22 protein-coding genes and 1 pseudogene are annotated in these 24,147 nt (G+C 67.8%); 11 read left to right on the top strand and 12 right to left on the bottom strand.

The features are described from left to right. Positions 1 to 81 precede the first annotated feature (81 nt). From ATCM_RS12940 to ATCM_RS12925, 4 genes are all read left to right on the top strand, one after another. Positions 82 to 384: an NAD(P) transhydrogenase subunit alpha gene (locus ATCM_RS12940; protein ID WP_132864909.1), complete on the top strand. Its 303-nt coding sequence runs from the start codon at positions 82 to 84 to the stop codon at positions 382 to 384. Beyond that, the gene (locus ATCM_RS12935; protein WP_132864908.1) at positions 381 to 869 is read left to right on the top strand and encodes a hypothetical protein; all 489 of its coding nucleotides are present in this window, start codon (positions 381 to 383) and stop codon (positions 867 to 869) included. Before ATCM_RS12940 ends, ATCM_RS12935 begins: the two co-directional genes overlap by 4 nt. After that, positions 866 to 2,302: an NAD(P)(+) transhydrogenase (Re/Si-specific) subunit beta gene (locus tag ATCM_RS12930; protein WP_132864907.1), complete on the top strand. Its 1,437-nt coding sequence runs from the start codon at positions 866 to 868 to the stop codon at positions 2,300 to 2,302. Before ATCM_RS12935 ends, ATCM_RS12930 begins: the two co-directional genes overlap by 4 nt. Before the next feature lie 83 nt (positions 2,303 to 2,385). Then, on the top strand, positions 2,386 to 3,051 hold the full coding sequence (locus ATCM_RS12925; RefSeq protein WP_207911810.1) for a DUF4410 domain-containing protein: 666 nt from the start codon (positions 2,386 to 2,388) through the stop codon (positions 3,049 to 3,051). Positions 3,052 to 3,090: 39 nt separating this feature from the next. Here the strand turns inward: ATCM_RS12925 and ATCM_RS12920 are convergent, their stop codons facing one another. Then, positions 3,091 to 4,077, bottom strand: coding sequence for an AraC family transcriptional regulator (locus ATCM_RS12920; protein WP_165931180.1), 987 nt, complete (start codon positions 4,075 to 4,077; stop codon positions 3,091 to 3,093). Between the two features lie 321 nt (positions 4,078 to 4,398). Between ATCM_RS12920 and ATCM_RS12915 the strand changes: the two genes are divergently transcribed. Next, on the top strand, positions 4,399 to 6,216 hold the full coding sequence (locus ATCM_RS12915; protein ID WP_132864904.1) for a sulfotransferase: 1,818 nt from the start codon (positions 4,399 to 4,401) through the stop codon (positions 6,214 to 6,216). On the opposite strand, the gene ATCM_RS12910 is transcribed toward ATCM_RS12915, so the two are convergent. From ATCM_RS12910 to ATCM_RS12900, 3 genes are all read right to left on the bottom strand, one after another. Further along, positions 6,201 to 6,728 (bottom strand): 2OG-Fe(II) oxygenase, encoded by a 528-nt coding sequence (locus tag ATCM_RS12910; protein ID WP_243694016.1) that lies wholly within the window; start codon positions 6,726 to 6,728, stop codon positions 6,201 to 6,203. The two genes, ATCM_RS12915 and ATCM_RS12910, sit on opposite strands and share 16 nt — an antisense overlap. Positions 6,729 to 6,837: 109 nt before the next feature. Then, positions 6,838 to 9,771 (bottom strand): TonB-dependent receptor, encoded by a 2,934-nt coding sequence (locus ATCM_RS12905; protein WP_132864902.1) that lies wholly within the window; start codon positions 9,769 to 9,771, stop codon positions 6,838 to 6,840. A 266-nt stretch (positions 9,772 to 10,037) separates the two neighbouring features. Next, the gene (locus ATCM_RS12900) at positions 10,038 to 10,460 is read right to left on the bottom strand and encodes a hypothetical protein (protein WP_132864901.1); all 423 of its coding nucleotides are present in this window, start codon (positions 10,458 to 10,460) and stop codon (positions 10,038 to 10,040) included. A 107-nt stretch (positions 10,461 to 10,567) separates the two neighbouring features. Here ATCM_RS12900 and sufT point away from each other — a divergent pair, with 107 nt between their 5' ends. From sufT to ATCM_RS19370, 4 genes and pseudogenes are all read left to right on the top strand, one after another. Then, on the top strand, positions 10,568 to 11,119 hold the full coding sequence (sufT, locus tag ATCM_RS12895; protein ID WP_132864900.1) for a putative Fe-S cluster assembly protein SufT: 552 nt from the start codon (positions 10,568 to 10,570) through the stop codon (positions 11,117 to 11,119). A gap of 128 nt (positions 11,120 to 11,247) precedes the next feature. Beyond that, positions 11,248 to 12,345 (top strand): branched-chain amino acid aminotransferase, encoded by a 1,098-nt coding sequence (locus ATCM_RS12890; protein ID WP_132864899.1) that lies wholly within the window; start codon positions 11,248 to 11,250, stop codon positions 12,343 to 12,345. Between the two features lie 311 nt (positions 12,346 to 12,656). After that, positions 12,657 to 14,390, top strand: a pseudogene (locus ATCM_RS12885) (S8 family peptidase); the annotation flags it as partial. Beyond that, entirely contained in the window at positions 14,370 to 14,756 is a 387-nt protein-coding gene (locus ATCM_RS19370; RefSeq protein WP_243694098.1) for a proprotein convertase P-domain-containing protein, read from the top strand. The pseudogene ATCM_RS12885 and the gene ATCM_RS19370, both read left to right, overlap by 21 nt. Positions 14,757 to 14,874: 118 nt before the next feature. On the opposite strand, the gene ybaK is transcribed toward ATCM_RS19370, so the two are convergent. The 4 genes from ybaK to wrbA form a co-directional block, all read right to left on the bottom strand. Next, a complete protein-coding gene (gene ybaK / locus ATCM_RS12880) occupies positions 14,875 to 15,351 on the bottom strand; it encodes a Cys-tRNA(Pro) deacylase (protein WP_132864897.1) in 477 nt (158 codons plus the stop codon). After that, entirely contained in the window at positions 15,351 to 15,836 is a 486-nt protein-coding gene (locus ATCM_RS12875; RefSeq protein ID WP_132866171.1) for an asparaginase domain-containing protein, read from the bottom strand. Before ATCM_RS12875 ends, ybaK begins: the two co-directional genes overlap by 1 nt. Positions 15,837 to 15,935: 99 nt before the next feature. Then, the gene (locus ATCM_RS12870) at positions 15,936 to 16,280 is read right to left on the bottom strand and encodes a DUF2069 domain-containing protein (protein WP_132864896.1); all 345 of its coding nucleotides are present in this window, start codon (positions 16,278 to 16,280) and stop codon (positions 15,936 to 15,938) included. After that, the gene (gene wrbA, locus ATCM_RS12865; RefSeq protein WP_132864895.1) at positions 16,277 to 16,873 is read right to left on the bottom strand and encodes an NAD(P)H:quinone oxidoreductase; all 597 of its coding nucleotides are present in this window, start codon (positions 16,871 to 16,873) and stop codon (positions 16,277 to 16,279) included. Before wrbA ends, ATCM_RS12870 begins: the two co-directional genes overlap by 4 nt. A gap of 77 nt (positions 16,874 to 16,950) precedes the next feature. On the opposite strand from wrbA, the gene ATCM_RS12860 reads away from it, so the two are divergent. After that, complete coding sequence (locus ATCM_RS12860) at positions 16,951 to 18,222, top strand: YihY family inner membrane protein (protein WP_132864894.1); 1,272 nt, start codon at positions 16,951 to 16,953, stop codon at positions 18,220 to 18,222. Further along, positions 18,222 to 18,791: a TlpA disulfide reductase family protein gene (locus ATCM_RS12855; protein ID WP_132864893.1), complete on the top strand. Its 570-nt coding sequence runs from the start codon at positions 18,222 to 18,224 to the stop codon at positions 18,789 to 18,791. The genes ATCM_RS12860 and ATCM_RS12855 overlap by 1 nt, the downstream gene beginning before the upstream one ends. Positions 18,792 to 18,877: 86 nt before the next feature. On the opposite strand, the gene ppk2 is transcribed toward ATCM_RS12855, so the two are convergent. The 4 genes from ppk2 to hemA all read right to left on the bottom strand — a co-directional run bounded on the left by ppk2 (position 18,878) and on the right by hemA (position 24,105). Further along, entirely contained in the window at positions 18,878 to 19,663 is a 786-nt protein-coding gene (gene ppk2 / locus ATCM_RS12850) for a polyphosphate kinase 2 (RefSeq protein ID WP_132864892.1), read from the bottom strand. 43 nt (positions 19,664 to 19,706) lie between these two features. Then, positions 19,707 to 21,419, bottom strand: a complete 1,713-nt coding sequence (locus tag ATCM_RS12845) for a tetratricopeptide repeat protein (RefSeq protein ID WP_132864891.1) — start codon at positions 21,417 to 21,419, stop codon at positions 19,707 to 19,709. Positions 21,420 to 21,758: 339 nt separating this feature from the next. Next, a complete protein-coding gene (gene prfA / locus ATCM_RS12840) occupies positions 21,759 to 22,844 on the bottom strand; it encodes a peptide chain release factor 1 (protein ID WP_132864890.1) in 1,086 nt (361 codons plus the stop codon). After that, positions 22,822 to 24,105 (bottom strand): glutamyl-tRNA reductase, encoded by a 1,284-nt coding sequence (gene hemA / locus ATCM_RS12835; RefSeq protein ID WP_132864889.1) that lies wholly within the window; start codon positions 24,103 to 24,105, stop codon positions 22,822 to 22,824. The genes prfA and hemA overlap by 23 nt, the downstream gene beginning before the upstream one ends. Positions 24,106 to 24,147 lie beyond the last annotated feature (42 nt).

Below are 24,147 nucleotides of genomic sequence, written 5' to 3'. Positions count from 1 at the left end.
TTGACAGCGCAACCGTCGCATCCGCTCGGTCGCCGTGGTTATGATGCCGTGCGGGCGGTTCCAGCCCTGGAGAGAGCAGCAATGAGCGACGGGTTCGTGGCGTTGTATATCTTCATGCTGGCGGCGATCGCCGGCCACGTGATCATTTCGCGGGTGCCGGTGATCCTGCACACGCCGTTGATGTCCGGTTCAAACTTCATCCACGGCATCGTGCTGATCGGTGCCATGGTGGTGCTCGGCCACGCCGACACCACGCTGGAGAAGGCCATCGGCTTCATCGCCGTGGCCCTGGGCGCGGGCAACGCCGCCGGTGGCTACGTGGTCACCGAGCGCATGCTGGAAATGTTCAAGAGTTCCAAGAAGCCGGACGGGAAGGGCCGGTGACCGGGCCATCGCCGTCCCGCCGGTTCGACGCCCGGCAGGTGTTCCAGTGGCTGAGCTACCTGCAGTACCCGGCCATGCTGGTTGCGCTGTACTACGTCGCTTCGCCGTTCTTCACGGGCCTGGGCGGGCTGCTGGAGGCGCTGAACAACGCGCTGTTGTACGCCGGCGTGGGCATCGGCATGTCCTCGTTGCAGGATCCGACCCGTACCCAGAACGAAGTCTCGCGCAAGGTCTGGGAAGACCCGCGCAAGGGCTACTGGATGCTGTGGCTGCTGACCGTGCAGGCGTTGCTGCCGATCCTTCTCGGGTTGGCGGGTACCGCGTTGGCCGCGTCGACGGCGCTGTCGCAGTTGTCGCTGGGGCTGGTGGCGTTCGGGCTGGGCATGATCGGCCTGCTGAAGACGGCCATCGAGATGCGGGAACACCACCGCCGTGACCGGCGGGTTGCCGCTCAAGACACAACGGTTCTGGAGAAGGCTGCATGAGCATGACGGTGCTGGTGAAGGTGAGTTACCTGGTGGCTGCGACGCTGTTCCTGCTCGGCCTGCAGCGCATGGCCTCGCCCAGGACCGCGCGTAGCGGCATCCACTGGGCCGGAGCGGGCATGTTGATCGCCACCGCCGCCACCTTCCTGCTGCCGGGGCTGCACAACCTGGGCCTGATCGCGGTAGCGCTGTTGCTGGGTACCGGCCTGGCCTGGGTGTCGGCCAAGAAGGTGGCCATCACGGACATGCCGCAGATGGTGGCGCTGTACAACGGCATGGGCGGCGGCTCTGCGGCGGCCATCGGCGCGGTTGAACTGCTGCGTTTTTCCGATGTTGCCGGTCGCGACACCAGCCACTGGAGTGCCGAGGCCATCGCCGCGCTTGCCGCACGGCAGCCGTCGGCGACGGTGCTGGCGCTGGCGGTGATAGGCTCGGCGATCGGCGCGGTATCGCTGTCGGGCTCGATCATTGCCTGGGCCAAGCTGGACGGCCGGCTGGACAAGCGCGTCACCTTCCCCGGCCAGCAGGCGTTCAACCTGTTGACGGCGGTGGCGATGGTGGGACTGGGCGCGTGGGCGGCGGTGAGCCTGCAGCCGGTGGCGATCATCAGCTTCTTCGTGGTGGCGCTGGCGCTGGGCGTGCTGATGACCTTGCCGATCGGCGGTGCCGACATGCCGGTGGTGATCTCGCTGTACAACGCCTTCACCGGCCTGGCGGTGGCCTTCGAGGGCTACGTGCTCGGCAACGAGGCATTGATCATCGCCGGCATGATGGTCGGTGCGGCCGGCATCCTGCTGACCCGGTTGATGGCCAAGGCGATGAACCGGCCGATCAGTGGCGTGCTGTTCTCCAACTTCGGTGGCGGCGGCCAGGGCGCGGAGATCAGCGGCAGCCAGAAGCCGATCGAAGCGGCCGACGTGGCGGCGATGATGGCCTTCGCCGAGCGCGTGGTGATCGTGCCCGGCTACGGCATGGCGGTGGCGCAGGCCCAGCACAAGATCTGGGAGCTGGCGCAACGGCTGATCGAGCGCGGGGTGAAGGTGAAGTTCGCCATCCACCCGGTGGCCGGACGCATGCCAGGGCACATGAACGTGCTGTTGGCCGAGGCCGGCGTGCCCTACGACCTGATCGCCGACATGGACGACATCAACCCCGAGTTCGCCACCACCGACGTCTCGCTGGTGATCGGTGCCAACGACGTGGTCAACCCGGTGGCCAAGACCGATCCCAGCAGCCCGATCTACGGCATGCCGATCCTGGACGTGGTCAATTCGAAGAACACCATCGTCATCAAGCGCGGCAAGGGCACCGGCTTTGCCGGCATCGAAAACGCGCTGTTCTACGCCGACAACACGCGCATGCTGTACGGCGACGGTGCCGAAGCGGCAAGCGCGCTGGTCAGTGAGTTGAAGGCGCTCGACGGCGGGCACTGAGCCCGCCATTTCATCATCCAGGGGGAAACATGCGGAACGTTGGCAGTCGCGGCCTGTGCTGCGTATTGGTGCTGTGCAGTGGGATGGCGTTGGCACAGTCCAACAGTGGCTGGTGGTCGCAGAACCGGTCCGGCGATGCGGCCGCCACGGAGCCGGCGACCGCGGCGTCGCCAGCAAGCGAAGTGTCGGCGGTACCCCCGCCGGTGACCCATGAGCAGCCCGTGCCGGCACCGTTGCCGACGCCGATGCCCGTGGCGTCACCGGCGCTGCCGTTGTCGCAGACACGTTTCGACTGCGTGGAAGTGGCCCGCTTCGAGGTCAATGATGGGCTTATCACCAGCAAGGAAGAGGCACGCGCGGCGATGATTCCCGCCGAGCGGCTGGCGGAGATCCAGCGCAGCGTGGCCGGCAACATCCCGGGCAAGATTGCCGGCATGCGCGCCGCGTTGGCCGGTGCGACGACTGGCTGCCCCGATCCGCAGCGCACGGTGTTGCTGACCGGGCGCATCGTCGACTTCAAGAAGGGCAACCAGGCCCTGCGCTATTTTGTTGGCTTCGGTGCGGGCGCACAGAAGTTCTCGGTGATGGCACGCGCGGTGCGCAAGTCCGATGGGGCGCTGTTGGCCGAGGAAGACGTGACGGACCGCAAGGTGGGTGGCTGGATCGGTGGCGATGCCGACAAGGGGCTGGATGACTTCGGCGAGAAGGTCGCCACCTTCGTCAAGCGGGCATTGCCGGCAACGCGTTGATCGAGCGCCGCATGGCAATCGTGAGATAGCGTGCCCGCGTCAAGGCGCCAGGGCAGGTGCCCGTTGGTCGGCAGATGCCGCATCCGCGCAGGATGGTGGTCGGGCGGTTTGCAGCGGGCCGGCGCCCTGGCGGCGTCGCGCTTCGGAGGTGGTGCAACCGAAGGCATGCTTGAACGCCCGGCAGAACGCGCTCTCGCTTTCGAAGCCGAGCGATTCGGCAATCTCGCAGACGGAGAGTCCGGTGCCCTGGACCAGCTCCCACGCACGTTGCTGGCGCAGGCGGATGGCGTACTCGCTCGGCGTTTCGCCGAACACCTCGCGGTAGACGCGGATCAGGTGCGTGGGCGAGTAGTTGGCGATCGCCGCCAGTCGCGAAAGATCCAGCCGGTCGTCGACGTTGCAGCGGATCAGGTGCTGCACCTTGAGCAGGCGCAGCAGCGTCTGGTGCCGGCGCGCGGCGGTACGCCCGCTGCAGCGTTCCAGCTCGCCCTGCAGCGCCTGCTGTTGCTCTATGAGGGCGTCGTGCAGCTGCATGAACGCATCGGCTACCTCGGGGGTATCGGCGTCGGTCGGGAACCAGCGCGTGCGCGTGAGGTGCACGATCGGGCGGGCGAGGGCGTGCGGACAGGGTTCCTGGCGTGGGATCAACGCACTGCCCGGCAGCGGGCCGGGGTGTGCCTGGCGCCACGTCTGCAGTGGGGCAGTGATGCACATCCAGCGCGCATGGCAGCGACTGTGATGCCGCAGCCCGCCCTCCAGCCAGACCTGCACGTGGCGCGAAGGCAGCAGCCAGGGCGTGTCATTGCTGGAGAGTTCGAGTTCGCCATGCAGAATGGCCGTTACGCTTACCCAGCCTGACGGCACCTGCAGGCGTGTCCCGCGTCCTGAACTGGCGACAACATGCACGCTGTCGCTGGGACCGGAAGGCAGGCTCAGGGCCTGCGATCCGTGGAGCTGGTGGTGCCGGATCTTCACTGCGCCTCCACCGTCGGGGGTCCCGACCGTGTCGTGGATGGATGGCTTCAACGTGAAAAGCAGCGCTGCTGGGAATGCCCTTGCGTGTTCCTGCCTGCGACATCAATCGGGTGTAGCGTATGACCAAATCGCAGGAAAAAAAATAGCCCGGACAAGCCGGGCAGATCCGGTTTTTTTGCCCTGCTTTCCCCATTACGCCGGGGGCTGAGGAAGGTCTCGCCTGGGAGAGAGTTGCCAGGAGGCCGGATGGCCCATGCTGAACCCGCAGGCGCAAGCCGCGCGTGCATGGGTTTGCAGCTTGATTTGCATTTATTGCGATTCCGCGTCGAGCGTTGTGATGATTTCCCATGCAACTTCCAGGGGCGATGACAGGTGCGCGATCTCTACGAGCAGGCGTTGGCGTTGTGGCATGACGGCCAGTGCGCACAATCCGAAGCATTGGCTCGACGGTTGGTACAGGTGGCGCCGGCATTCGCGCCCGGCCTGGCGCTGGTGGCGACGTTCCATCTCCAGCGTGGCCAGGCCGGGCATGCCCGGCCGCTGCTCGAACACGCGTTGCGCCTGCAGCCGGACCTGGTCGAGGCCTGGATCAATCTCGGCAACGCCTGCCTGGAACTGGATGACATCGACGCGGCCGTACAGGCATTCGAGAACGCGCGCCGCCAGGGCGCGGAGGGAGTGGCCTACCTGCTCGGGCATGGGCTGGCCTGCCTTGGCAAGGGCGAGTTCGCCCCTGCGCGCCAGTTACTTGTGCGGGCATATGCGCTGGAGCCGGAGGCGGCGGACGTACGCCTGGCCTATGCACGCTGCCTGGTCGAGTTCGAACGCTTTGACGACGCGGCGCAGGTGCTGGCGGGGCTGGAGGCCGGCCACCTGGGCGGGCAGCAGCGCAAGGCATTGGCGTGGCTGCAGATGCAGTGCGGCCAGGACGAAGTGGCGCTGGCGCTGTACACCGGGTTGATCGGGCAGATGCCGGAGGATGCGGAACCGCGTATTCAGCTGGCGCTGTTGCTGGAACGGCTCAACCGCGTGGACGAGGCGGCCCAGGTGTTGGCCGGTCTGCCACCGCCGGCGTCGGATGACGGGCGGGCGATGCTGGCACTGGCGTCGGCGCGGATCGCGCGACGCAGCGGGCAGCCGCGCACGGCGGCCGCGCTCGCGCAGGCCGCATTGCCGTCCGGGGCCGATCCGGCCATGCGCGCCCAGCTCTGGTTCGAGGTGGCGAAGGACCACGATCAGGAGGGCGACGCGGCTGCGGCGATCCATGCGCTCGAACACGCGCACGCACAGGCCCGCCTTGCGTTCCAGTCACGCTGGCCGGAAACGGCATTGCCGGCCGTGCTGGGCTGGTTGGACCAGCGCCGGCGGCACGCGCCGGCCGTGGCGGTCGATGCAGGCAAGCGGCAGGGGCCGCCTGATCCGGTGTTCCTGGTGGGGTTCCCGCGTTCCGGTACGACGTTGCTGGAGCGCATGCTCGATGCGCACAGCGCGCTGGACGTGCTCGATGAGCGGCCAGCGCTGGAAGTGATGATCGAGAACCTGCGCAGGCGCGATGGCTGGCGTGACGCGGCACTGGATGCATCGCTGGATGGTCTTCCCGGCGCCGCGGTGGACCAGGCGCGCGCCGACTACTGGCAGCAGGTCCATCGCCACCTCGTGCCGCAGGGGCGGCTGGTGGACAAGTACCCACTGACGATGACGCGGCTGCCGTACGTGGCCCGCCTGTTTCCGCAGGCCGATTGGCTGCTGCTGTTGCGCCACCCCTGCGATTGCGTGCTCAGCTGCCACATGCAGGCATTCGGCTTGAACGGCGGCGCGCTGGCCTTCGAATCGCTGGCGTCCACGGCGCAGACCTACGTCCGGGTGATGGAATGGTGGCATGCGCAGCGCGAATGGGTGCCGGCGCGCGTGCATGTACTGCGCTACGAAGACCTGGTGCAGGCCCCGGCGCAGCGCCTGGAGGCGCTGATGGGCTTCCTGTCGCTGCCGATGCAGGCCGCGCAGCTGCAGTCGCACCATGCAGCGGCGCAGCGCAGCCGGCGCATCAACACGCCCAGCTATTCGCAGGTGATCGAGCCGGTGAATGCCAACGCGGTGGGCCGTTGGAAGCGCTACCGCGCCTTCTTTGGCGATGCCGTGCTGGCCGAACTGGAGCCGTGGGCAAGGCGGTTCGGCTACACGATGGAGTGACGCTGCGGGAAGCGCAGGTAGGTCGACAGGATGTACTTGTCCTGGTCCGGCGACGGTTGGCCTTGGTGGGCGTACATCCAGTACGGCGGAAACATCAGCAGGCGGCCGGCACGCGGGGCCACGCCGGTGTGCAGGCCGGGAAACCAGGTCTGGCCGCCGTGCCCGACGTCGTTGAGGTACCACAGGAACACCAGGTAGCGGTCGCAGACGTCGTTGATGGCATCGAAGTGTGTCTGGAACTTCTCATCGCCACCGGCGCGGTAGCGCTTGAGGATGAGCGGGCTGAGCAGGGGGCTGTCGGGGAGGGCCAGTGGCAGCGCGACATCGGCGTTGTAGCGCTGCAGCGACTGGCTGATCAGCTGCCGGAAGAAGGCCAGGAACGGCGCATCGGAGAGCCGGCTGATGTCCAGCTCGGTCCAGGCGCTTTGTTCGAGCCCGGCGCGCACGCCACGCCCGTTGCGTTGCTGGAAGCGGCCCAACGCGTTGAACGACGCGATCAACTTGCCGCACATCTCCGTTGGCAGGCTGTCATCGTAGGTGCGGATGTAGTGGCGAAGGTCGCCGCCGTGTCCTTCCGCCGCGGCCGGGGCCGCGGCGGAAGGGGTGGTGACGGCTGCGGGATCAGAAGCGGGCTGTCCAGCGCATCCAGTAGTAACGTCCGATTGCATCGTAGGTCCGCATGTCCGTCGAGGCGTTGAAGCCAGAATAGATCAACGGCGGCTGACGGTCAGTAAGGTTGCGCACGCCGATCTGGATCGAACTGTTGTTCAGGTCCTCGAAGCGGTAGCCGATCTGCAGGTCAGTCTGGGTGAAGGACGGCACCCGGCGCCTTGCCACGTAGCCGGGCTCGGTGACATCGGCCACGTCCGGTGCTTCGTACACGTGGTGCACGTAGCGGGTGGTGAGGCTGGCACTGAGGTTGCCGCGCGACCAGCTGATGTCGTTGAGTGCACGCCAGCGGGCCATGTTGCCGAAGCCCGAGGAGGCGTTGTCGACGAACGTGCCGGCCAGGCCGGTGCTGCCCGGAATGCCCGGGAAAGCGCCGACGTTGCTGCTCGGGTCACCGGACAGCAGCTGCACGTCGTACTGGGCCAGGTAGGTGGTATCCAGGTTCCAGCTGAACTTGCCCCATGCGCTTTCCGGGAACAGGTAGCGGAAGCCGATGTCCATGCCCGCGGTCTTCAACGTGCCGAAGTTGCCGGTGACGTTGGTCATCTGCGCCACGTCGCCGGCATCGTCGCGGACGAAGGTGTCGCAGAAGCGGCCGAAGTTGAAGCACTGGTTGAGCAGCACGTTCTCCGGCAGGTTGGTGATGAACTGGTCCAGCTTCACGCGCCAGTAGTCGGCGGTGATGCTGAAACCTTCCAGCCAGCTCGGGCTGTAGACGAAGCCGTAGGTGAGCACGTCGCCTTCTTCCGGGAGCAGGTCCGGGTTGGCCACCTGGAAGGAGGTGACCTGGTTGTTGCTCTGCCGGAACGAGCCGTCGGTGGGGACGCCGGTACAGGCGTTGGGGTTGCCGCCGGTGTAGCCGTTGCAGGGGTCGGTGTAGGTGCTGGCGCTGGGCACGGTGGGGGCGTACAGGTCACCGATGGTCGGGGCGCGGAACACGTCGGCGTAGGTGGCGCGGATCAGCAGGTCGGCGAACGGCTTCCATTCCATGCCGATCTTGGAATTGGTGGTGCCGCCGAAGTTGGAGTAGTCCGAGTAACGCGTGCCGAGCGAGACGTTGAGCTTCTCGGCGAACGGCGCATCGGCCAGCAGCGGGATCAGTGCTTCGGCGTAGATTTCGTTGACGTCGAACTTGCCGTTGATGTCGCCGAACGTACAGGCTTCCTGGGTGATCAGGCAGACCGTCTCGCCCGGCGGGATGATGGTCAGGAAATCGCTGCTGGAGCTGGCCGATTCCTCGCGGCGTTCCACGCCCACCGCCAGCGAGACGGCGCCGGCCGGCAACTGGAACAGGTCGCCGGTGACGTTGGCATTGAAGACCTTCAGGTCGTTCTCGCTGCTGCTGTGGATGGTCGGGTTGATCAGCTCCAGCGCGGCCAGCTGGGCCTGGCCGGCGGCGGTGCTCGGGTCCGGCGGCGGGCCAAGGAAGTTGACCGGCAGGCAGCCGGCGATGGCGGTGGCCGGGTCGCCGGGCGTGCGCACGCAGATCGGGTTGCCGGTGGCCGGGTCGACCATCGAGGGGCCCAGTGCGTCGGTCAGACCCGGGCTGTACAGGTAGCCGCGGACCGCGGTGGTCTGCGGGGTGCGGCCGTAGCCATAGGAAGCGTCCCAGCTCCAACTGCTGTCGCCGAAGGCACCGCGCAGACCGGCGGTGATCTGGTAGGTCTCGGTTTCAAAGCGGGTGGTGCGGGTCGGGATGAAGTCACGCAGGCGCAGGCGTGCGTCGGTGATGTCCACGCCGAACGGGTTGTACATGCTGTCCGCGCTGATCGGCACGTTGTCCACCGCCGCGCGGCCGTCGAACGGCAGCGGCGCGATGAAGAACGAGGATTCGGTGCGCAGCCACGAACCCAGCAGGAAGCCCTCGATGTTGTCGGTGAGCTGGTAGTTGCCGCTCATGAACAGCGAGGTGCGCTCCTGGGGGGTCAGGTTGAGGTTGCCGTCGGCCTGGAAGTTGTAGACGTCGGTGGCCGCGTTGAAGCAGCGGAAGTCCGATTGCGACGTGCCCGGGCGTCCATCGATGCGGGTCAGGGTGACGTTGGCGCCAGTGCCGCAGTTCGGGTCGCTCAGGTCCACGCCGCCGGCGGCGGTACGCGGCACCACGTAGCGGCCGGTCAGGATGCGGCTGGTGCCGCCGATGCCCTTTTCGCCGGCATACAGCTGGTAAGGCTGGCTGGAGTAGGTGCGGTCGGCGGCGCTGACCGAGTCTTCCTTGTCATAGCTGGCGCCGAGCATCAGCCGGCCCTTGTCGCCATGCATGCCGAAGGTGGCGTCGAAACGCTGGGTATCGGCGTCACCGCGCGAGGAAATGCCATAGAAGGCGCTGGCTTCCAGTCCCTGGAAGTCCTTGCGCAGGATGAAGTTGACCACGCCGCCGATGGCGTCGGAGCCGTAGATCGCCGAGGCGCCGTCCTTGAGCACTTCCACGCGTTCGATCAGCGCCATCGGGATGGAGTTCACGTCCACCGCGCCGTTGGCGTTGGAGATGGTGCCGATCCAGCGCTTGCCGTCGACCAGCACCAGCGAGCGGTTCACGCCCAGGCCGCGCAGGTCCACGGTCGCCGCGCCGGCGCCGCCACCGTTGTTGACCTGGGGGTTGGTGGCCGCACCGGCGATGGCCGGCGTGCGTTGCAGGAACTCACCGACCGTGGCCGCACCGGAGCTTTCGATGTTCTGGCGGTCGATCGTGAAGACGGGGCTGGAGGTCTCCAGGTCGGCGCGCTTGATGCGCGAGCCGGTGACCTGGATGCGGTCCAGGTTGGTGGCTTCCTCCTTGGGCGGTGTGTCCTGGGCCAGGACGCTGCCTGCGGCCCCCAATGCGAGGGCGGCGGTGGAAAGGGGGAGCAATGCACTACGTACGGCCTGACTCAGGGGCTTGATGCTCACGGGCAACTCCGCTTGGCTGGTGCGGGGGAGCCTTGAAATTACGAATTATTAACTCCAACAAATGTGCGTCTCCGGCAGGGAACCATGTGCCGGAACTGACATTTTGTCTCGCAGTGTCTGAAACATTGCGAGATCGTGGCGTCACATGGCGCGCGCGCAGGCAAGGTCGGCCCCCGCAACGACCTGCCGCCGGCGGCGTCGGGCATGTCGGCAGGGGTATGGAGGAGGGGGATACTACGGCGAGCGGGAGCTGCCGGCCGCAGGTCTCAGCGGGCCATGCGCCAGCCGACCACCAGGGCGATCAGCAGCCAGATGCCCTCGGCCAGGCCGTTGGCCATGGACAGCAGGGTCCAGGCCAGATGGGGCCCCATGCGCAACGCAGATTCCCACGGAGTGAGCCCCATCGGCCCGCCCATGTAGGCCGAGGCGATCAGCCAGTTGGTGGCTGCGGCGATCAGCACGGTGGCCGCCAGGGTGATCAGGACCCGCGCCCGGCCGCCGGGCAAACCGCCAAGACGCAGCATCCACGCGGCTTCCAGCGCGGCGACGATCGCCATCCAGCCAGCCTGGGTGCCCAGCGACAGGGCAACCAGCAGCCACAATACGGTCAGGGTGATGCTTCCCAGCAGCAGCAACAGCGGCCAAAGCCAGTGGTGGACGGCGCGCGCCGACGAGGAAACGGAGGACATGAGCATTCCCGGACAGGTCCCGCAGCATAGCCCTTCAGCGGGCGACGCGCCCAGTCGGATAAAATGGCCGTCTTGCGGGTAGCAACCGCGTCCCCATATCGATCCACATGTATTCCCGTAGCAGCGAACCCGTCCATTTCGAACGTGATTGCCCGGCCGTGATGGTGCCGCAGGGCGACAGCGTGACCCTGCCCGCCGGCAGCTATGGCTACATCACCCAGGCGCTGGGTGGCAGCTATACCGTGTTTGTCGAAGGCAACCTGTTCCGCATCGCCGGCAAGGACGGCGACGCGATCGGCAAGGAGCCGCCGCCGGGGCTGGAACTGCCGGACGACGCCGGCGACGAGGATGTCGAAAAGCTGGTCTGGCAGCAGCTGCGCACCTGCTTCGATCCCGAGATCCCGTTCAACATCGTTGACCTGGGGCTCATCTACGAGGTGGACCTCAGGCACCTGGACGACGGCCAGCGCGAGGTGGACGTCAAGATGACGCTGACCGCGCCGGGCTGCGGCATGGGCGAGATCCTGGTCGACGACGTGCGCAGCAAGCTGGAGATGATCCCGACGGTGGCCCAGGCCGACGTCGAGCTGGTGTTCGACCCGCCGTGGGGGCGTCACATGATGTCCGAGGCGGCCCGTCTGGAAACTGGCATGCTGTAACGGCTGGCCTGCGCGCCTGCGGTACCGGCATTTCCCGTACCGCAGCTGCCGCCGGCCGGACGCGTTGGAACCGGTGACCCCCCGCGCCGGCGTTGTGTCCCATCCCGCAATCTGGAAGGAATCATCCGGTGTCCCAGTCTTCCCCGAGTTTTGCCGTCACCCGTTCGGACCATCCGCGCAGCGCAGAAGAGCGCGCCAAGATCCTGGAAAAGCCGGGCTTCGGCCTGTACTTCACCGACCACATGGTGGCCGTACGCTGGGACAAGGACACCGGCTGGCACGATGCGGCGGTCACGCCGTACGGCCCGATCTCGCTGGACCCGGCCGCTGCCGTGCTGCATTACGGCCAGGAGATCTTCGAAGGCATCAAGGCCTACCGCCACGCCGACGGCTCGATCTGGACCTTCCGTCCGGAAGCCAACGGTGCGCGCCTGCAGCGCTCGGCCCGTCGCCTGGCGTTGCCGGAACTGCCGGTGGAAATCTTCGTCGAGTCGCTCAAGCAGATCACCGCGGTCGACAAGGACTGGGTGTCCGACGCGGACGAAGCCAGCCTGTACTTCCGTCCGTTCATGATCGGCGACGAGGCCTTCCTCGGCGTGCGCGGCGCGCACAAGGCCACCTACTACGTGATCGCCAGCCCGGCCGGCCCGTACTTCGCCAAGGGCGTGGCGCCGGTGGCGATCTGGCTGTCCACCGATTACGCCCGCGCCGCCAAGGGCGGCACCGGCGCGGCCAAGTGCGGTGGCAACTACGCTGCCTCGCTGCTGCCGCAACAGCAGGCGCAGGCGCAGGGCTGCTCCCAGGTGCTGTTCCTGGACCCGGTCGAGGGCAAGTACCTTGAAGAGCTGGGCGGCATGAACGTGTTCCTGGTCTACGGCAAGACCAACACGCTGGTCACCCCGGCGCTGTCGGGCAGCATCCTGGAAGGCATCACCCGCGAGTCGATCCTGCAGCTGGCGCGCGACCGCGGCATGACCGTGGAAGAGCGCAAGGTGTCCATCGACGAGTGGAAGCAGGGCGTGACCTCCGGCGAGATCACCGAAGTGTTCGCCTGCGGTACCGCCGCGGTCATCACCCCGATCGGCCAGCTCAAGGGCGAAGGCTTCTCGGTGGGTGACCTGGCCGCCCCGGCCGGCGAGGTGACCATGTCGCTGCGCAAGGAACTGACCGACATCCAGTACGGCCGCCTGCCGGACCGCCACGGCTGGCTGGTGCGCCTGGCCTGATCCGCCACGGCGTGACCGATCCCAACCCGCCCGGGCCCCGTGCCCGGGCGGGTTTTTCATTGTCAGGATCTGAGAACTCCATCGCATTTGTTTTGTGAAACAGCGACTTATGGCAGTGGCGGAGGCGATGGTTTCGCCTGCAACCCTCTTGGCAGGGGTTTATCCGGCGTTTACTCTCGGCCGACGGATCGGTTACAGGGGACTGGTTCGGGTAGTCCTACCCGGGCAATACACGCTTCCCCACCGATGTCTGGAGCCCGGGCAGGACCTTGGCCGCGCAACGCGGCATCCTCTTGCAGAAGGGCTCATCAATGTCACGCAAATCAGACCGTAGGCTTGGCCGTGGGTTGGTTGTAGCAGGCACGGTGTCGTTGTCCTCCCTGTTGTTGTGTACGCCGGCCTTCGCCGGTGATGTCCACCTGGCCGGCTTGGACAGCGCGCCCACGCACCAGCGCTTCATCGTCAAGTACAAGCAGGACAGCCGGCAGCTCGCCGGCGAGGCCGCCCTGCAGAGGACCCTGGGGGCGGCGGCGCGCGCGCTGCCGGTGCGTGCCGGCAAGGGCGTGGGCGTGCAGCACCTGCGCCGGCTGGCGGTGGGGGCGGACGTGATCCGCGCCGATGCCCAGCTTGACCGTGCCGACGCCGAGACGCTGATGCGCAAGCTGGCCGCCGACCCGAACGTGGAATACGTGGAGGTCGATCGCCTCAACACGGTCCGCCTGACCCCCAATGACACGCGCTACAGCGAGCAGTGGGGCTACTCCGGCACCTACGGCATCAAGGCCAACCAGGCCTGGGACGTGACCAACGGGGCCGGCTCGGTGGTGGCGGTGCTCGACACCGGCATCACCAACCACAGCGACCTCAACGCCAACCTGCTGCCCGGCTATGACTTCATCAACGACACCAGCGTTTCCAACGACGGTGACGGCCGCGACAGCGACCCCAGCGACCCGGGCGACTGGGTCAGCGCGAACCAGTGCGGTGGCATCCATGCCGCGCAGGGGTCCAGCTGGCACGGGACCCACGTCGCCGGCACCATCGCTGCGGTGACCAACAATGCCAAGGGCGTGGCCGGCGTGGCCTACGGCGCCAAGATCGTGCCGGTGCGCGTGCTCGGCACCTGCGGCGGCTATGACTCGGACATCGCCGACGCCATCGTCTGGGCCTCGGGTGGCACCGTGTCCGGCGTGCCGGCCAATGCCAACCCGGCCGAGGTGATCAACCTCAGCCTCGGCGGCTCCGGTGCCTGCGGCACCACCACCCAGAACGCGATCAACAGCGCGGTCGGCCGTGGCACCACCCTGGTCATCGCCGCCGGCAACGACAACGTCAACGTGTCCAATGCCTCGCCGGCCAACTGCAACAACGTCATCGCGGTGGCCTCGATCACCAGCACCGGCGCGCGTTCGAGCTTCTCCAACTACGGCGCGCTGATCGACATCGCCGCGCCGGGCTCGAACATCCTGTCCACGCTCAACACCGGCAGCACCACGCCGGGCACGGAAACCTACGCGGCCTACAACGGCACCTCGATGGCCACCCCGCACGTGGCTGGCGTGGTGGCGCTGATCCAGGCGGTGGCCACCACGCCGAAGACGCCGGCCCAGGTGGAGGCGCTGATCAAGGCCAACGTGACCGCGTTCCCGTCGACCCCGTCGCAGTCCATCGGCCCGGGCATCCTCAATGCCAAGGCGGTGGTGGATGCGGTCAATGGCGGGACCACGCCGAACCCGGGTGGCACGGTGCTTGGCAACGGCGTGCCGTTGACCGGCCAGTCCGGCGCCGCCGGCAGCAGCCAGTACTACACCGTGCAGGTACCTGCCGGTGCCAGCAACCTGGTGATCGCCAGCTCCGGTGGCAGTGGAGATGCAGACCTGTACGTGCGTGCCGGCAGCCAGCCGACCACCTCCACCTACGATTGCCGGCCGTACAAGAGCGGCAATGCGGAAAGCTGCACGTTCGCCACGCCCACGGCTGGTACCTACCACGTGATGCTCAACGCCTACGCGGCCTATTCGGGGGTGACCCTGCAGGCCAGCTGGAGCACCGGCGGCGGAACCGGGGGCGCGCAGACCTACAGCAACGCCACGGCGGTGAACATCGTCGACAACGCCACGGTGGAAAGCGCGATCAGCGTGTCCGGGCGCAGCGGCAATGCGCCCGCCTCCACGCCGGTGGCGGTGGACATCAGCCACACCTGGAAGGGGGACCTGAAGGTGGACCTGGTGGCGCCGGACGGCAGCGTGTACGTGCTGAGCAACTACGCCGGCGGCAGCGCCGACGACATCAAGCAGACCTTCAACGTGAACCTGTCCAGCGAAGCCCTCAACGGCACCTGGAAGCTGCGGGTGAACGACAAGGCCAGTGGTGATACCGGCAGGATCAACCGCTGGTCGATCACGTTCTGATCCGGCGGCAACGACGGCGCCCTCGGTGGCGCCGTCCTCAACGCGCATGAGGTAATGGCCCCGGCACCGCCGGGGCCGTTTTTACGCGTCGGGCGTGCAGCGATGCCGGTACGAGGGCTCAGTCTTCGCAGACATCGACCAGGGAGGCCTGCAGGAAACGCACGGCAGCGTCGGGCGCGATGTCCAGCAGCAGCCCGCGTTGTCCGGCATTGATGTACAGGCGCTCGTGCAGCCGCGCGTCCTGGGCGAACACCACCCCGGCCGGGCGCTGCTGGGCGAACGGGCTGATGCCGCCCACCTTGTAGCCGCTGCGCCGTTCGGCCTCGGGGATGTCCATCATCTGTGCATGCTTGCCCCCGCAACAGGCGGCAAGCTTCTTCAGCGACAGCCGGCGGTCGCTGGGGATCACCGCGATCACCGGTTGCTTGTCCACCCACGCCATCAACGTCTTGAACATGCGCGCCGGGTCGATGCCCAGCGCCTGCGCCGCCGCCAGGCCCTTGCTGTCGACGTCGGCCGAGTAATCATAGGCGTGCAGCCCATGGGCGATGCCGGCCTTGTCCAATGCCGCGGTGGCGCGGGTGCCCTTGGCCATCAGACGGCTTCGAAGCGGTTCGCGTCCACGTTCTTGCGGACCTTGGTCGGGTCCCAGATACGGCCATTCATGGCGATGTAGACGCCGGGCGGCAGCGACTGCACCGCACCGATCGCGCAGCCGATGTTGAACTCGGCATCGGAGCCGCGGAATCGCGCCGGGCTGAGTGCGCCGGTCATCACGATGGTCTTGTCGGCGATGGTCTGCAGCACCTTGCCGGTGGCCACCATCGAATCGGTGCCGTGGGTGACCAGCACGTGGCGGGTGGGCTGGGCGGCGATGGTGGCGCGGATCAACTCGCGGTCATCGTCGGTGATGTGCAGCGAGTCCTTGCGCAGGATCGGGATCACGTTGAAGCGGAAGGTCACGCCGAGCTCGCGCAGGATCATGCCGATCTGCGGGTCGCCGATCTGGTAATCGGACTTGTCGTCGAAGTAGATCTTGTCGATGGTGCCGCCGGTGGTGACGACCAGGAGTTCTTCCATCATTGCGGTAAATCCTTGCGGTGACTGCCAGCGGCGCCATGCCGCGATGCTGCGCATGATAATCCAAGCCGCCGCCCGGGCAGGGCCCGGTGCCAGCGGCTATCGCGGTGTCTTCCGCGCGAACCGCGCACGTACCCCGGGCACGCTCACCAGCCCGATCACCAGCAGCGACAGGCCGATCTCCAGCCAGGCGTACAGCGCGAGCTCGCGGTGCGCCCAGGCGCTCATCACGCCATGGCTGAACCAGAACAGGGCCAGCACCCCGGCCCAGAAACGGGCACCGGCGCGCCGGGCGATGACACCGGCCAGCAGGAGCAGCGGCGGGGCCACGAACACCAGCAGCACCGCGGCCAGATGACGGTCGGCACGGAACCACACGCCGTACAGGGCCGCCAGCGCCAGCAGCGCCAGGCCCAGGACCCCGTCGCGCGCCCGCGCCTTCATGGCGCGGCCAACCGCCGCGCGATGTCGGCCACGCGCCGGCCCAGGACGCGGGCCAGGTGGGCTTCGTCATCGCTGGGCTGCGGGTCGTCCTGTGCACCGGCGACGTGGCTGGCGCCGTAGGGCGTGCCACCGGTGGTGGTATGACTGAGCGCCGGTTCGGTGAACGGGATGCCGACGATCAGGCAGCCGTGGTGCAGCAGTGGCACCTGCATCGACAGCAGCGTCGACTCCTGGCCGCCGTGCATCGAGGCGGTGGAGGTGAACACCGCCGCCGGCTTGCCGGCCAGCGTACCGTTCACCCATTCCGCGCCCAGGCCATCGAGGAAGTGCTTGACCGGCGCGGCCATGTTGCCGAACCGGGTGGGGCTGCCGAGCATGATGCCATCGCATTCGGCCAGGTCGGCGATCTCCACGTAGGGCGCGCCGTCCTCGGGCACCGGCGGGGCGCTGGTCTGGGTGACGGCGGCCACCGGCGGCACCGTGCGCAGTCGGGCGCTCATGCCCGGCACCTCGCCGATACCACGGGCGATCTGCCGGGCCAGCCGGGCCACCGAACCGCCGCGGCTGTAGTACAGCACCAGAATTTCCGCCATCACACCATCCATTCATCACGCAGGAGTCCGCAGTATCGGCGATGCGGGCCGCGCTTTGCATCGGGTACCCTTCCCCAATGGAACCTCTGGATTCACTCAATCTATGGACGGAGCGGCTGCGTGACCGGGCGCGTACGGCGACCTTCGCACGCTTCCTGTGGCGCCGCTTCATCGACGACCGCCTGTTCCAGGCCGCAGGCTCGCTGGCCTACACCACGGTGTTCGCCCTGGTGCCGCTGGCGATCGTCGTGTTCGGCGTGCTGTCCGCATTCCCCATGTTCGACCGCTGGAGCGAAGCGCTCAGCGACTACGTGTTCTCCAATTTCGTGCCCTCGGCCGCGCGCGCCGCCGAAGGCTACCTGCGCCAGTTCTCGGCCAGCGCCGGGCAACTGACCGCGGCCGGCTTCATCGCCCTGGTGGTATCGCTGCTGATCACCCTCAACAGCATCGAGCAGACCTTCAACCGCATCTGGCGGGTGGCTTCGGCGCGCCCGCAGTTGACCCGCTTCCTGGTGTACTGGACGGTGTTGACGCTGGGCGCCTTGCTGGCGGCGGCGTCGTTGGCCGTTTCGGCCAAGGTGCTGTCGCTGCCCCTGTTCGGGACCAACGAAGGGCGTTGGCTGGCCGACCTGGGCCTGCGCCTGGCGCCGGTGCTGATCGAATTGGCGTGCGTGATGCTGATCTACCGGGTGGTGCCGCACCACTCGGTGAAGTGGCGGCATGCCATCCCCGGCGCATTGCTGGCGGTGGTGATGCTGGAGCTGGTGAAGTGGGGCATGGGGCTGTACCTGGGTAGCTTCCAGTCCTACCAGAAACTGTATGGCACGGTGGCCTTCGTGCCGATCCTGTTGTTGTGGATCTACCTGGGCTGGGTATCGGTGCTGATGGGGGCCTCGCTGGCCTCCTCGATCGCTGCCTTCCGTTACCAGCCGGTCGCCCTGCGCCTGCCGCAGGGCTGCGAGCTGTACGGCCTGCTGCGCCTGATCGGTCGGTTCCGCGAGGCGCGCCAGGACGGCAAGGGGCTGGACGAGGAACAGATCCTGCTGCTCGAACCGATGCTGACCGATTCGCTGCTGCAGCAGCTGCTCGAGCAGATGGAGCGCATCGACCTGCTGCGCCGCGACGAGCGCGGGCAGTGGCTGCTGGCGCGCGACCTGGATGGCCTCAGCCTGGCCGAGCTGTACGAAAGCTCGCAGCTGCGCATCCCCGTGGCCGAGGAATACCTGCCATTCCGCGATGACCTGCTCGGGCAGGCCGCATGCCGCGCGCTGGATGAGCTGCGCGTACCGCTGCGCACCCTGCTCAAGCGCCGCGTCGACGATATCTATACCTCTTCCGGAGAAACCTGATGAACCGCACCCTCGTTCCGTTCGCCGTGCTGGCACTGGTGCTGGCCGGCTGCACGCCGCAGGCGCCCACCGCCGCGCCGGAGGCGGCGATACCTGCACCGGCCGCACCGGCGGCACCGGCCAACGCGCCGGTCGAAGCGGTGCAGCGGACCGCCGAGTTCCCGCAGTTGCAGGTCGCCACCGTCGACGGCAAGACCTACGACCTGGCCAGCCACCGCGGCAAGTGGGTGGTGGTCAATTTCTGGGCGACGTGGTGTGCGCCGTGCCTGCAGGAAATGCCGGAACTGTCGGCATTGCACGCCATGCGCAGCAACGTCGAGGTGGTGGGGCTGGCCTACGAGGACATCGAGCTGGACGAGATGCAGGGCTTTCTCAAGGCGCGGCCGGTGGCTTATCCCATCGCCATCCTCGATGTCTACGACCCGCCCAAGGACTTCGCGACCCCGCGCGGCCTGCCGATGACCTACCTGATCGCACCGGACGGAAAGGTGGCCAAGCAGTTCGTTGGCCCGGTCAACGCGCAGGAGATCGAGCAGGCCATCAGCGCGGCCGGCGGCAAGGTGGCCTGACCCGGCGCGCGGAACGCGCCGACGTAGGCCGGGTTCCCAACCCCGCCCATGTGCCACGGTGGGGGCGATGCGGTTGCCGGCAGGCCTCAATCGACGCCGATCGGCACCGACGCGATCGGTTTCACCACGCCGTACTTTTCCTTCTTCGGCTTGCCCGGCAGCGGCGGCAGCGCGACCAGCGGCTCGTCGACGCGGGTGTCGGGCAGCCGGTCGAGCAGGTCGCGGATCAGGGTCAGGCGGCCATGCTTCTGGTCGTTGAAGTCCACCAGCGTCCACGGCGCGTGGGCGGTGTGGGTGGCCTGCAGCATGGCTTCGCGTGCCGTGGTGTAGTCGGCATAGGCAAGCCGTGACTTCAAGTCCACCGGCGAGAGCTTCCAGCCCTTGAGCGGATCCTCGCGGCGCTCGGCGAAACGTTTTTCCTGCTGGACCTGGTCCACGCACAGCCAGTACTTGAACAGCAGGATGCCGTCGTCCACCAGCAGCTTCTCGAACACCGGCGTCTGCTGCAGGAAGGCGTGGTACTGGGCCTGGGTGCAATAGCCCATCACCTTTTCCACGCCGGCGCGGTTGTACCAGCTACGGTCCATCAGCACGATCTCGCCGGCGGCCGGCAGGTGCGCGACGTGGCGCTGGAAGTACCACTGCGTGTCCTCGCGCTCGGTGGGCTTGGGCAGGGCGACCACGCGGCATTGCCGTGGGTTCAGGTGCTTGGCCACGTCCTGGATGACGCCGCCCTTGCCGGCGGTGTCGCGGCCCTCGAACAGCACCAGGATGCGCTGCCCGCAATGCTGGGCCCAGCGAGCCATGTTCGCCAGTTCCAGCTGCATCGGTTCCAGCAGCTGTTCGTATTCCTTGCGCTTGAGCTTGCCCATGATGGCTCCCGGTCTGGAATGCCGAGACTAGCGCAGCCCTGTGTCAGCCGGCGTCATCGCCCCGCCAGCCATGCCCACGGGCCAGGCCGTGCAGCAGGGCGGTGAAGTCCTCGGCAAACGCGGCCATGTCGAACAGGCCGGATTGCTCGCGGGCGATCGCCAGCTGCCCGCGCACTGCCTGCAGTGCGTCCGGGTCATTGCCCAGCGCGATGGCGGTGGCGACGAAGGTGGCGTCATCGGCGACGTTCATCGCGTCCAGCCCGAGGTGATGGTTGAGGCTGCCGGCCACCCGCGCGGCGAAGGTCTGCCCGGGCGTGGTCAGCACCGGGCAGCCGGCCCACAGTGCATCGGAGGCCGTGGTGTGTGCGTTGTAGGGGTGTGTGTCCAGGAACAGGTTGGCGTGGCGGTAGCGGGCCAGGTACTGCGGATGCGGCAACTTGGGCATGAACACCAGCCGTTCCGGATCAATGCCCTGCTGGCGGGCTACCTGGCGCAGGCGCTGATCGGCCTGGCCGGGGCCGGACAGCAACCACAGCACGCTGCCGGGCACGCCGGCCAGCACCTGCAACAACCGGGCGACGCTGCGCGGATTGAGCTTGTAGCTGTTGTTGAAGCAGCAGAACACCACGCCCTGTGCGGGCAACCCGCACTCGGCACGCGTCGGCGTGGGCTCCACCTTGCGGGTGTTGTCCGAGGGCTGGAAGGCGCGCGGCAGGCGCAGCACCTTCTCGCTGAAGCCCGCTTCGGCCGCATGCGGCACGACGAATCCGTCGGCCAGCAGGTAGTCGATCCACGGCGCGCCGGAGCTGCCGGGGTAGGCCAGCCAGTTGACCTGCATTGGCGCCGGCCGCATTGCCAGTACTTCCGGGGTGCCGCCACCGCCCCAGCCGCGCAGGTCGAACAGGATGTCGATGCCGGCCGCGCGGATCTGCTGCGCGATGGCGGCATGCGGTTGGCCTGCAAGCGCATGCAGCACGTGCGCGGCGGCCTGCAGGCGTCGCCGGATCGGGCTGCTGTCATCGGCGTTGAGGGCAAACAGTTGCACCTGCAGCTGCGATTGCCGGCGCAGCTGTTCGAACAGCGCCACCGTCAGCAGGCCGGTGGGATGCGCGCCGAAGCCATTGGAAAGAAAGCCCACCTGCAACGGGCCGTGGCTGCGCAGCGGGCGTGGCGGCAGGCGCGGAACGGATTGCGCCAGCACCTGTGCGCGTTGGCGCGCGCAGGCCAGCTGTTCGGCGGGGCTGGCGTCCTCGCTGAGGAAGGCGAATGGCTCGACGGCGGGGTTGCCGTGTGCGACCGCATCACGCACCTGGCGTGACAGCGCATCGAGGTTGCGCCAATCACACAGGCGGCGTTGCCAGTTCAACAACTGTGCCGCCATGTAGGGCTCGTCGGGGGCGAGCGCGTGTGCGCGCCGATACGCCTCGGCGGCAGCCTCCGGCTGGTTGGCATCCTCAAGGACGTGGCCCAGCCACAGCGCCATGCCCGGATGGTGCGGGGCGAGCTGGCAGGCGCGCTGCAGCAGTTCGGCCGCCTGTTGATGCTGGTGCTGCATCCAGCGCACACGGCCGAGGCGGGCGAGGGCTTCGGGGTGGTCCGGTCGCAGGCGCAGGGCACGTTGCGCGGCCTGCTCGCCGGCCTGGATGTCACCGGCACCGAGTTCGGCATCGGCCAGCATGACCCAGGCAATGAAGTCCGCGGGTTGGCGGGTGACGGCGGCGCGCAGTTGCGCGCGTTCGCTGGAAGCGTGGGACATGGGATCAACGGCGACGGACGGTACTGCAGGGGATTCTGCCGTGCCTGCGTGGTTTTTGCTTGGGTCGCCCGGGCCATGCAAGAAAGAGGTCACCCGCGCGTTGCTGTTCGATCTCCATCGTTTGGCGCAGTGAAGGAGGCTTCGAAGCAAAGGCTGCCCTCGCCCCAGCCATCCCGCGTGCGGGAGAGGGCAGGGCAACAGCAACAGCGGGAAGCCGGCCGGCAGTCGACGCGTCGGCCCCCTCCCTTTCGCGTAGCGAAGGGGAGGGTTGGGGAGGGGGGTTCCGCGTTTGCTTCGGAGCCTTCCCCGCAGCCTCACGCGAGGCCGTAGAACAAGGCCTCAGCTGCCTTCGGCCAACCGCGCCAGCTCGTCCACCTGGTGCTCGTGCTGCAGGCGGCTCACCAACGCATCCAACTCGCCTTCGATGATGTTGGGCAGGTCGTACAGCGTCAGCCCTTCCACGCGGTGGTCGGTGATGCGGCCCTGCGGGAAGTTGTAGGTGCGGATGCGCTGGCTGCGGTCCCCGCTGCCGACCTGCAGGCGTCGGCTTTCCGCCTGCGCCGCGGCCTGCTTGCTGCGCTCGGCGTCCAGCAACTGCGCCTTCAGTCGCTTCATCGCCTTGTCGCGGTTGGCGTGCTGGCTGCGCTCGGTCTGGCATTCGACCACCACGCCGCTCGGGACGTGGGTGATGCGGATCGCCGATTCGGTCTTGTTGACGTGCTGGCCGCCGGCGCCCGAGGAGCGGAACGTGTCCACCTTCAGGTCGGCCGGGTTGAGGGTGATGTCTTCCACGTCATCGGCTTCGGGGATGATCGCCACCGTCGCCGCCGAGGTATGGATGCGCCCCTGCGATTCGGTGGCGGGCACGCGCTGCACGCGGTGCGTGCCGGATTCGAACTTCAGCCGCGAGTAGGCGCCGCGGCCGACCACGCGTGCCACCACTTCCTTGTAGCCACCATGCTCACCGGGGTTGTCCGACTCGATCTCCACCTTCCAGCCCTGCCGCTCGGCGTAGCGGGCGTACATGCGGAACAGGTCGCCGGCGAAGATCGCCGCCTCGTCGCCACCGGTGCCGGCGCGCACTTCCAGGAACAGGTTGCCTTCATCGCGTGGGTCGCGCGGCACCAGCAGCAGCGCCAGTTCCTCGTCCAGGGCTTGCAGGCGCTGCTGGGCAGCGCTGATTTCCTCTTCAGCCAGCTCGCGCAGATCCGGGTCGCCGCGCATGGCCTCGGCCGAGGCCAGGTCGGCCTTGGCGCGCGACTCCTCGGCCAGCGCGTTGGCCACCGGCTCCAGTTGTGCGAACTCGCGGGAGAAATTGCGGAAGCGTTCGTTGTCGGCGACCACGGAAGGGTCGGCCAGCAGACGTTCCAGTTCTTCACGGCGCTCGGCCAGGGCCAGCAACTTACGGCGCAGGGTCGGCGTCATCGGTTCTCGCTACGGGGTGGTGGTACCCGGGCGTGGCCGGGAACAGGCGCTCGGCGGCGCGGGTAAGGTCAGTATCGCCTTCCAGCGCGGCCTGGCGAAGCGCCGCGGTGGGCGGGTGCAGCAGGCGGTTGGTCAGGCCGTGCGCCAGTTGCTCCAGGACTTCATCGGCCTCTTTGCCATGGGCCAGCTGCTGCCGGGCCTTGGCCAGCAGTTCGGCGCGGGTGGCCTCGCCGAAGGCACGCAGCTGGCGCATCGGGGCCTGCAGGCTGGCCGCGCGCAGGTTGTCCTGGTAGCGCGAGACCTGCAGGTCGATGATCGCCTCGGCCTCGGCAGCGGCCTCGCGGCGGCTGCGGCGGTTTTCCTCGACGGCACGCTCCATGTCATCGACCGTGTACAGGTAGGCGTCGGACAGCGTGCCCACCTCGGCCTCGATGTCGCGTGGCACCGCCAGGTCGAACAACAGCATCGGCTTGTGCTTGCGGCTGCGCAGGGCGCTGGCGACCTGGCGGTGCAGGATCACCGGCTCGCGCGCGGCGGTGGCGGAGAACACCACGTCCGCCTCGCCCAGGTGGCGTTCCAGCTCGGTCAGCGGCAACGCCACGCCACCGTGGCGGGTGGCCAGGTCCTGCGCATGGGCCAGGGTGCGGTTGGCGATCAGCAGGCGCTTCACCCGGGCTTCGCCCAGGTGCTTGGCGGCCAGTTCGATGGTCTCGCCGGCGCCGACCAGCAGCACGGTGGATTCGTCCATGCGTGCGAACGAGTCCTGCGCCAGCCGTACCGCGGTGGAAGCCACCGAGATGGGGTTGGCGCCCACGCGGGTATCGGTGCGTGCGCGCTTGGCCACGGAGAAGGTCTGCTGGAACAGCTTGTCCAGCTGGTGGCCGATGGCGCCGCTGTCGTGGGCCAGCGACCAGGCGTCCTTCACCTGGCCCAGGATCTGCGGCTCGCCGAGCACCATCGAGTCCAACCCGGTGGCGACGCGGAACAGGTGGCGCACCGCTTCGCCGTCGGCGTGCTGGTACAGGTAGCCCTGCAGGTCGCCGGCATGCTGCTCCAGCCACTGCTGCAGGGCCTGGCCATCCTCGGCCACCGCGTACAGCTCGGTGCGGTTGCAGGTGGACAGCAGGACCGCCTCGGACAGCTGCGGGCTCTGGCGCAGTGAATCCATCGCGCGCGGCAGCACGTCGCCACCGAAGGCGGCGCGTTCGCGCAGTTCCACCGGCGCAGTGTGGTGATTCAGTCCGAGCACCCAGAGGGTCATCTGTTCAGTTGCTTGCGATAAGCTGCTGGCTGTTGAAGGCCG

This window comes from Stenotrophomonas sp. ATCM1_4, from assembly GCF_004348115.1.
GTDB classification, from domain to species: Bacteria; Pseudomonadota; Gammaproteobacteria; order Xanthomonadales; family Xanthomonadaceae; genus Stenotrophomonas; species Stenotrophomonas capsici.
The sequence above is the reverse complement of the archived record's forward strand: the minus strand, read 5'-3'. Positions and strand labels throughout refer to the sequence as shown.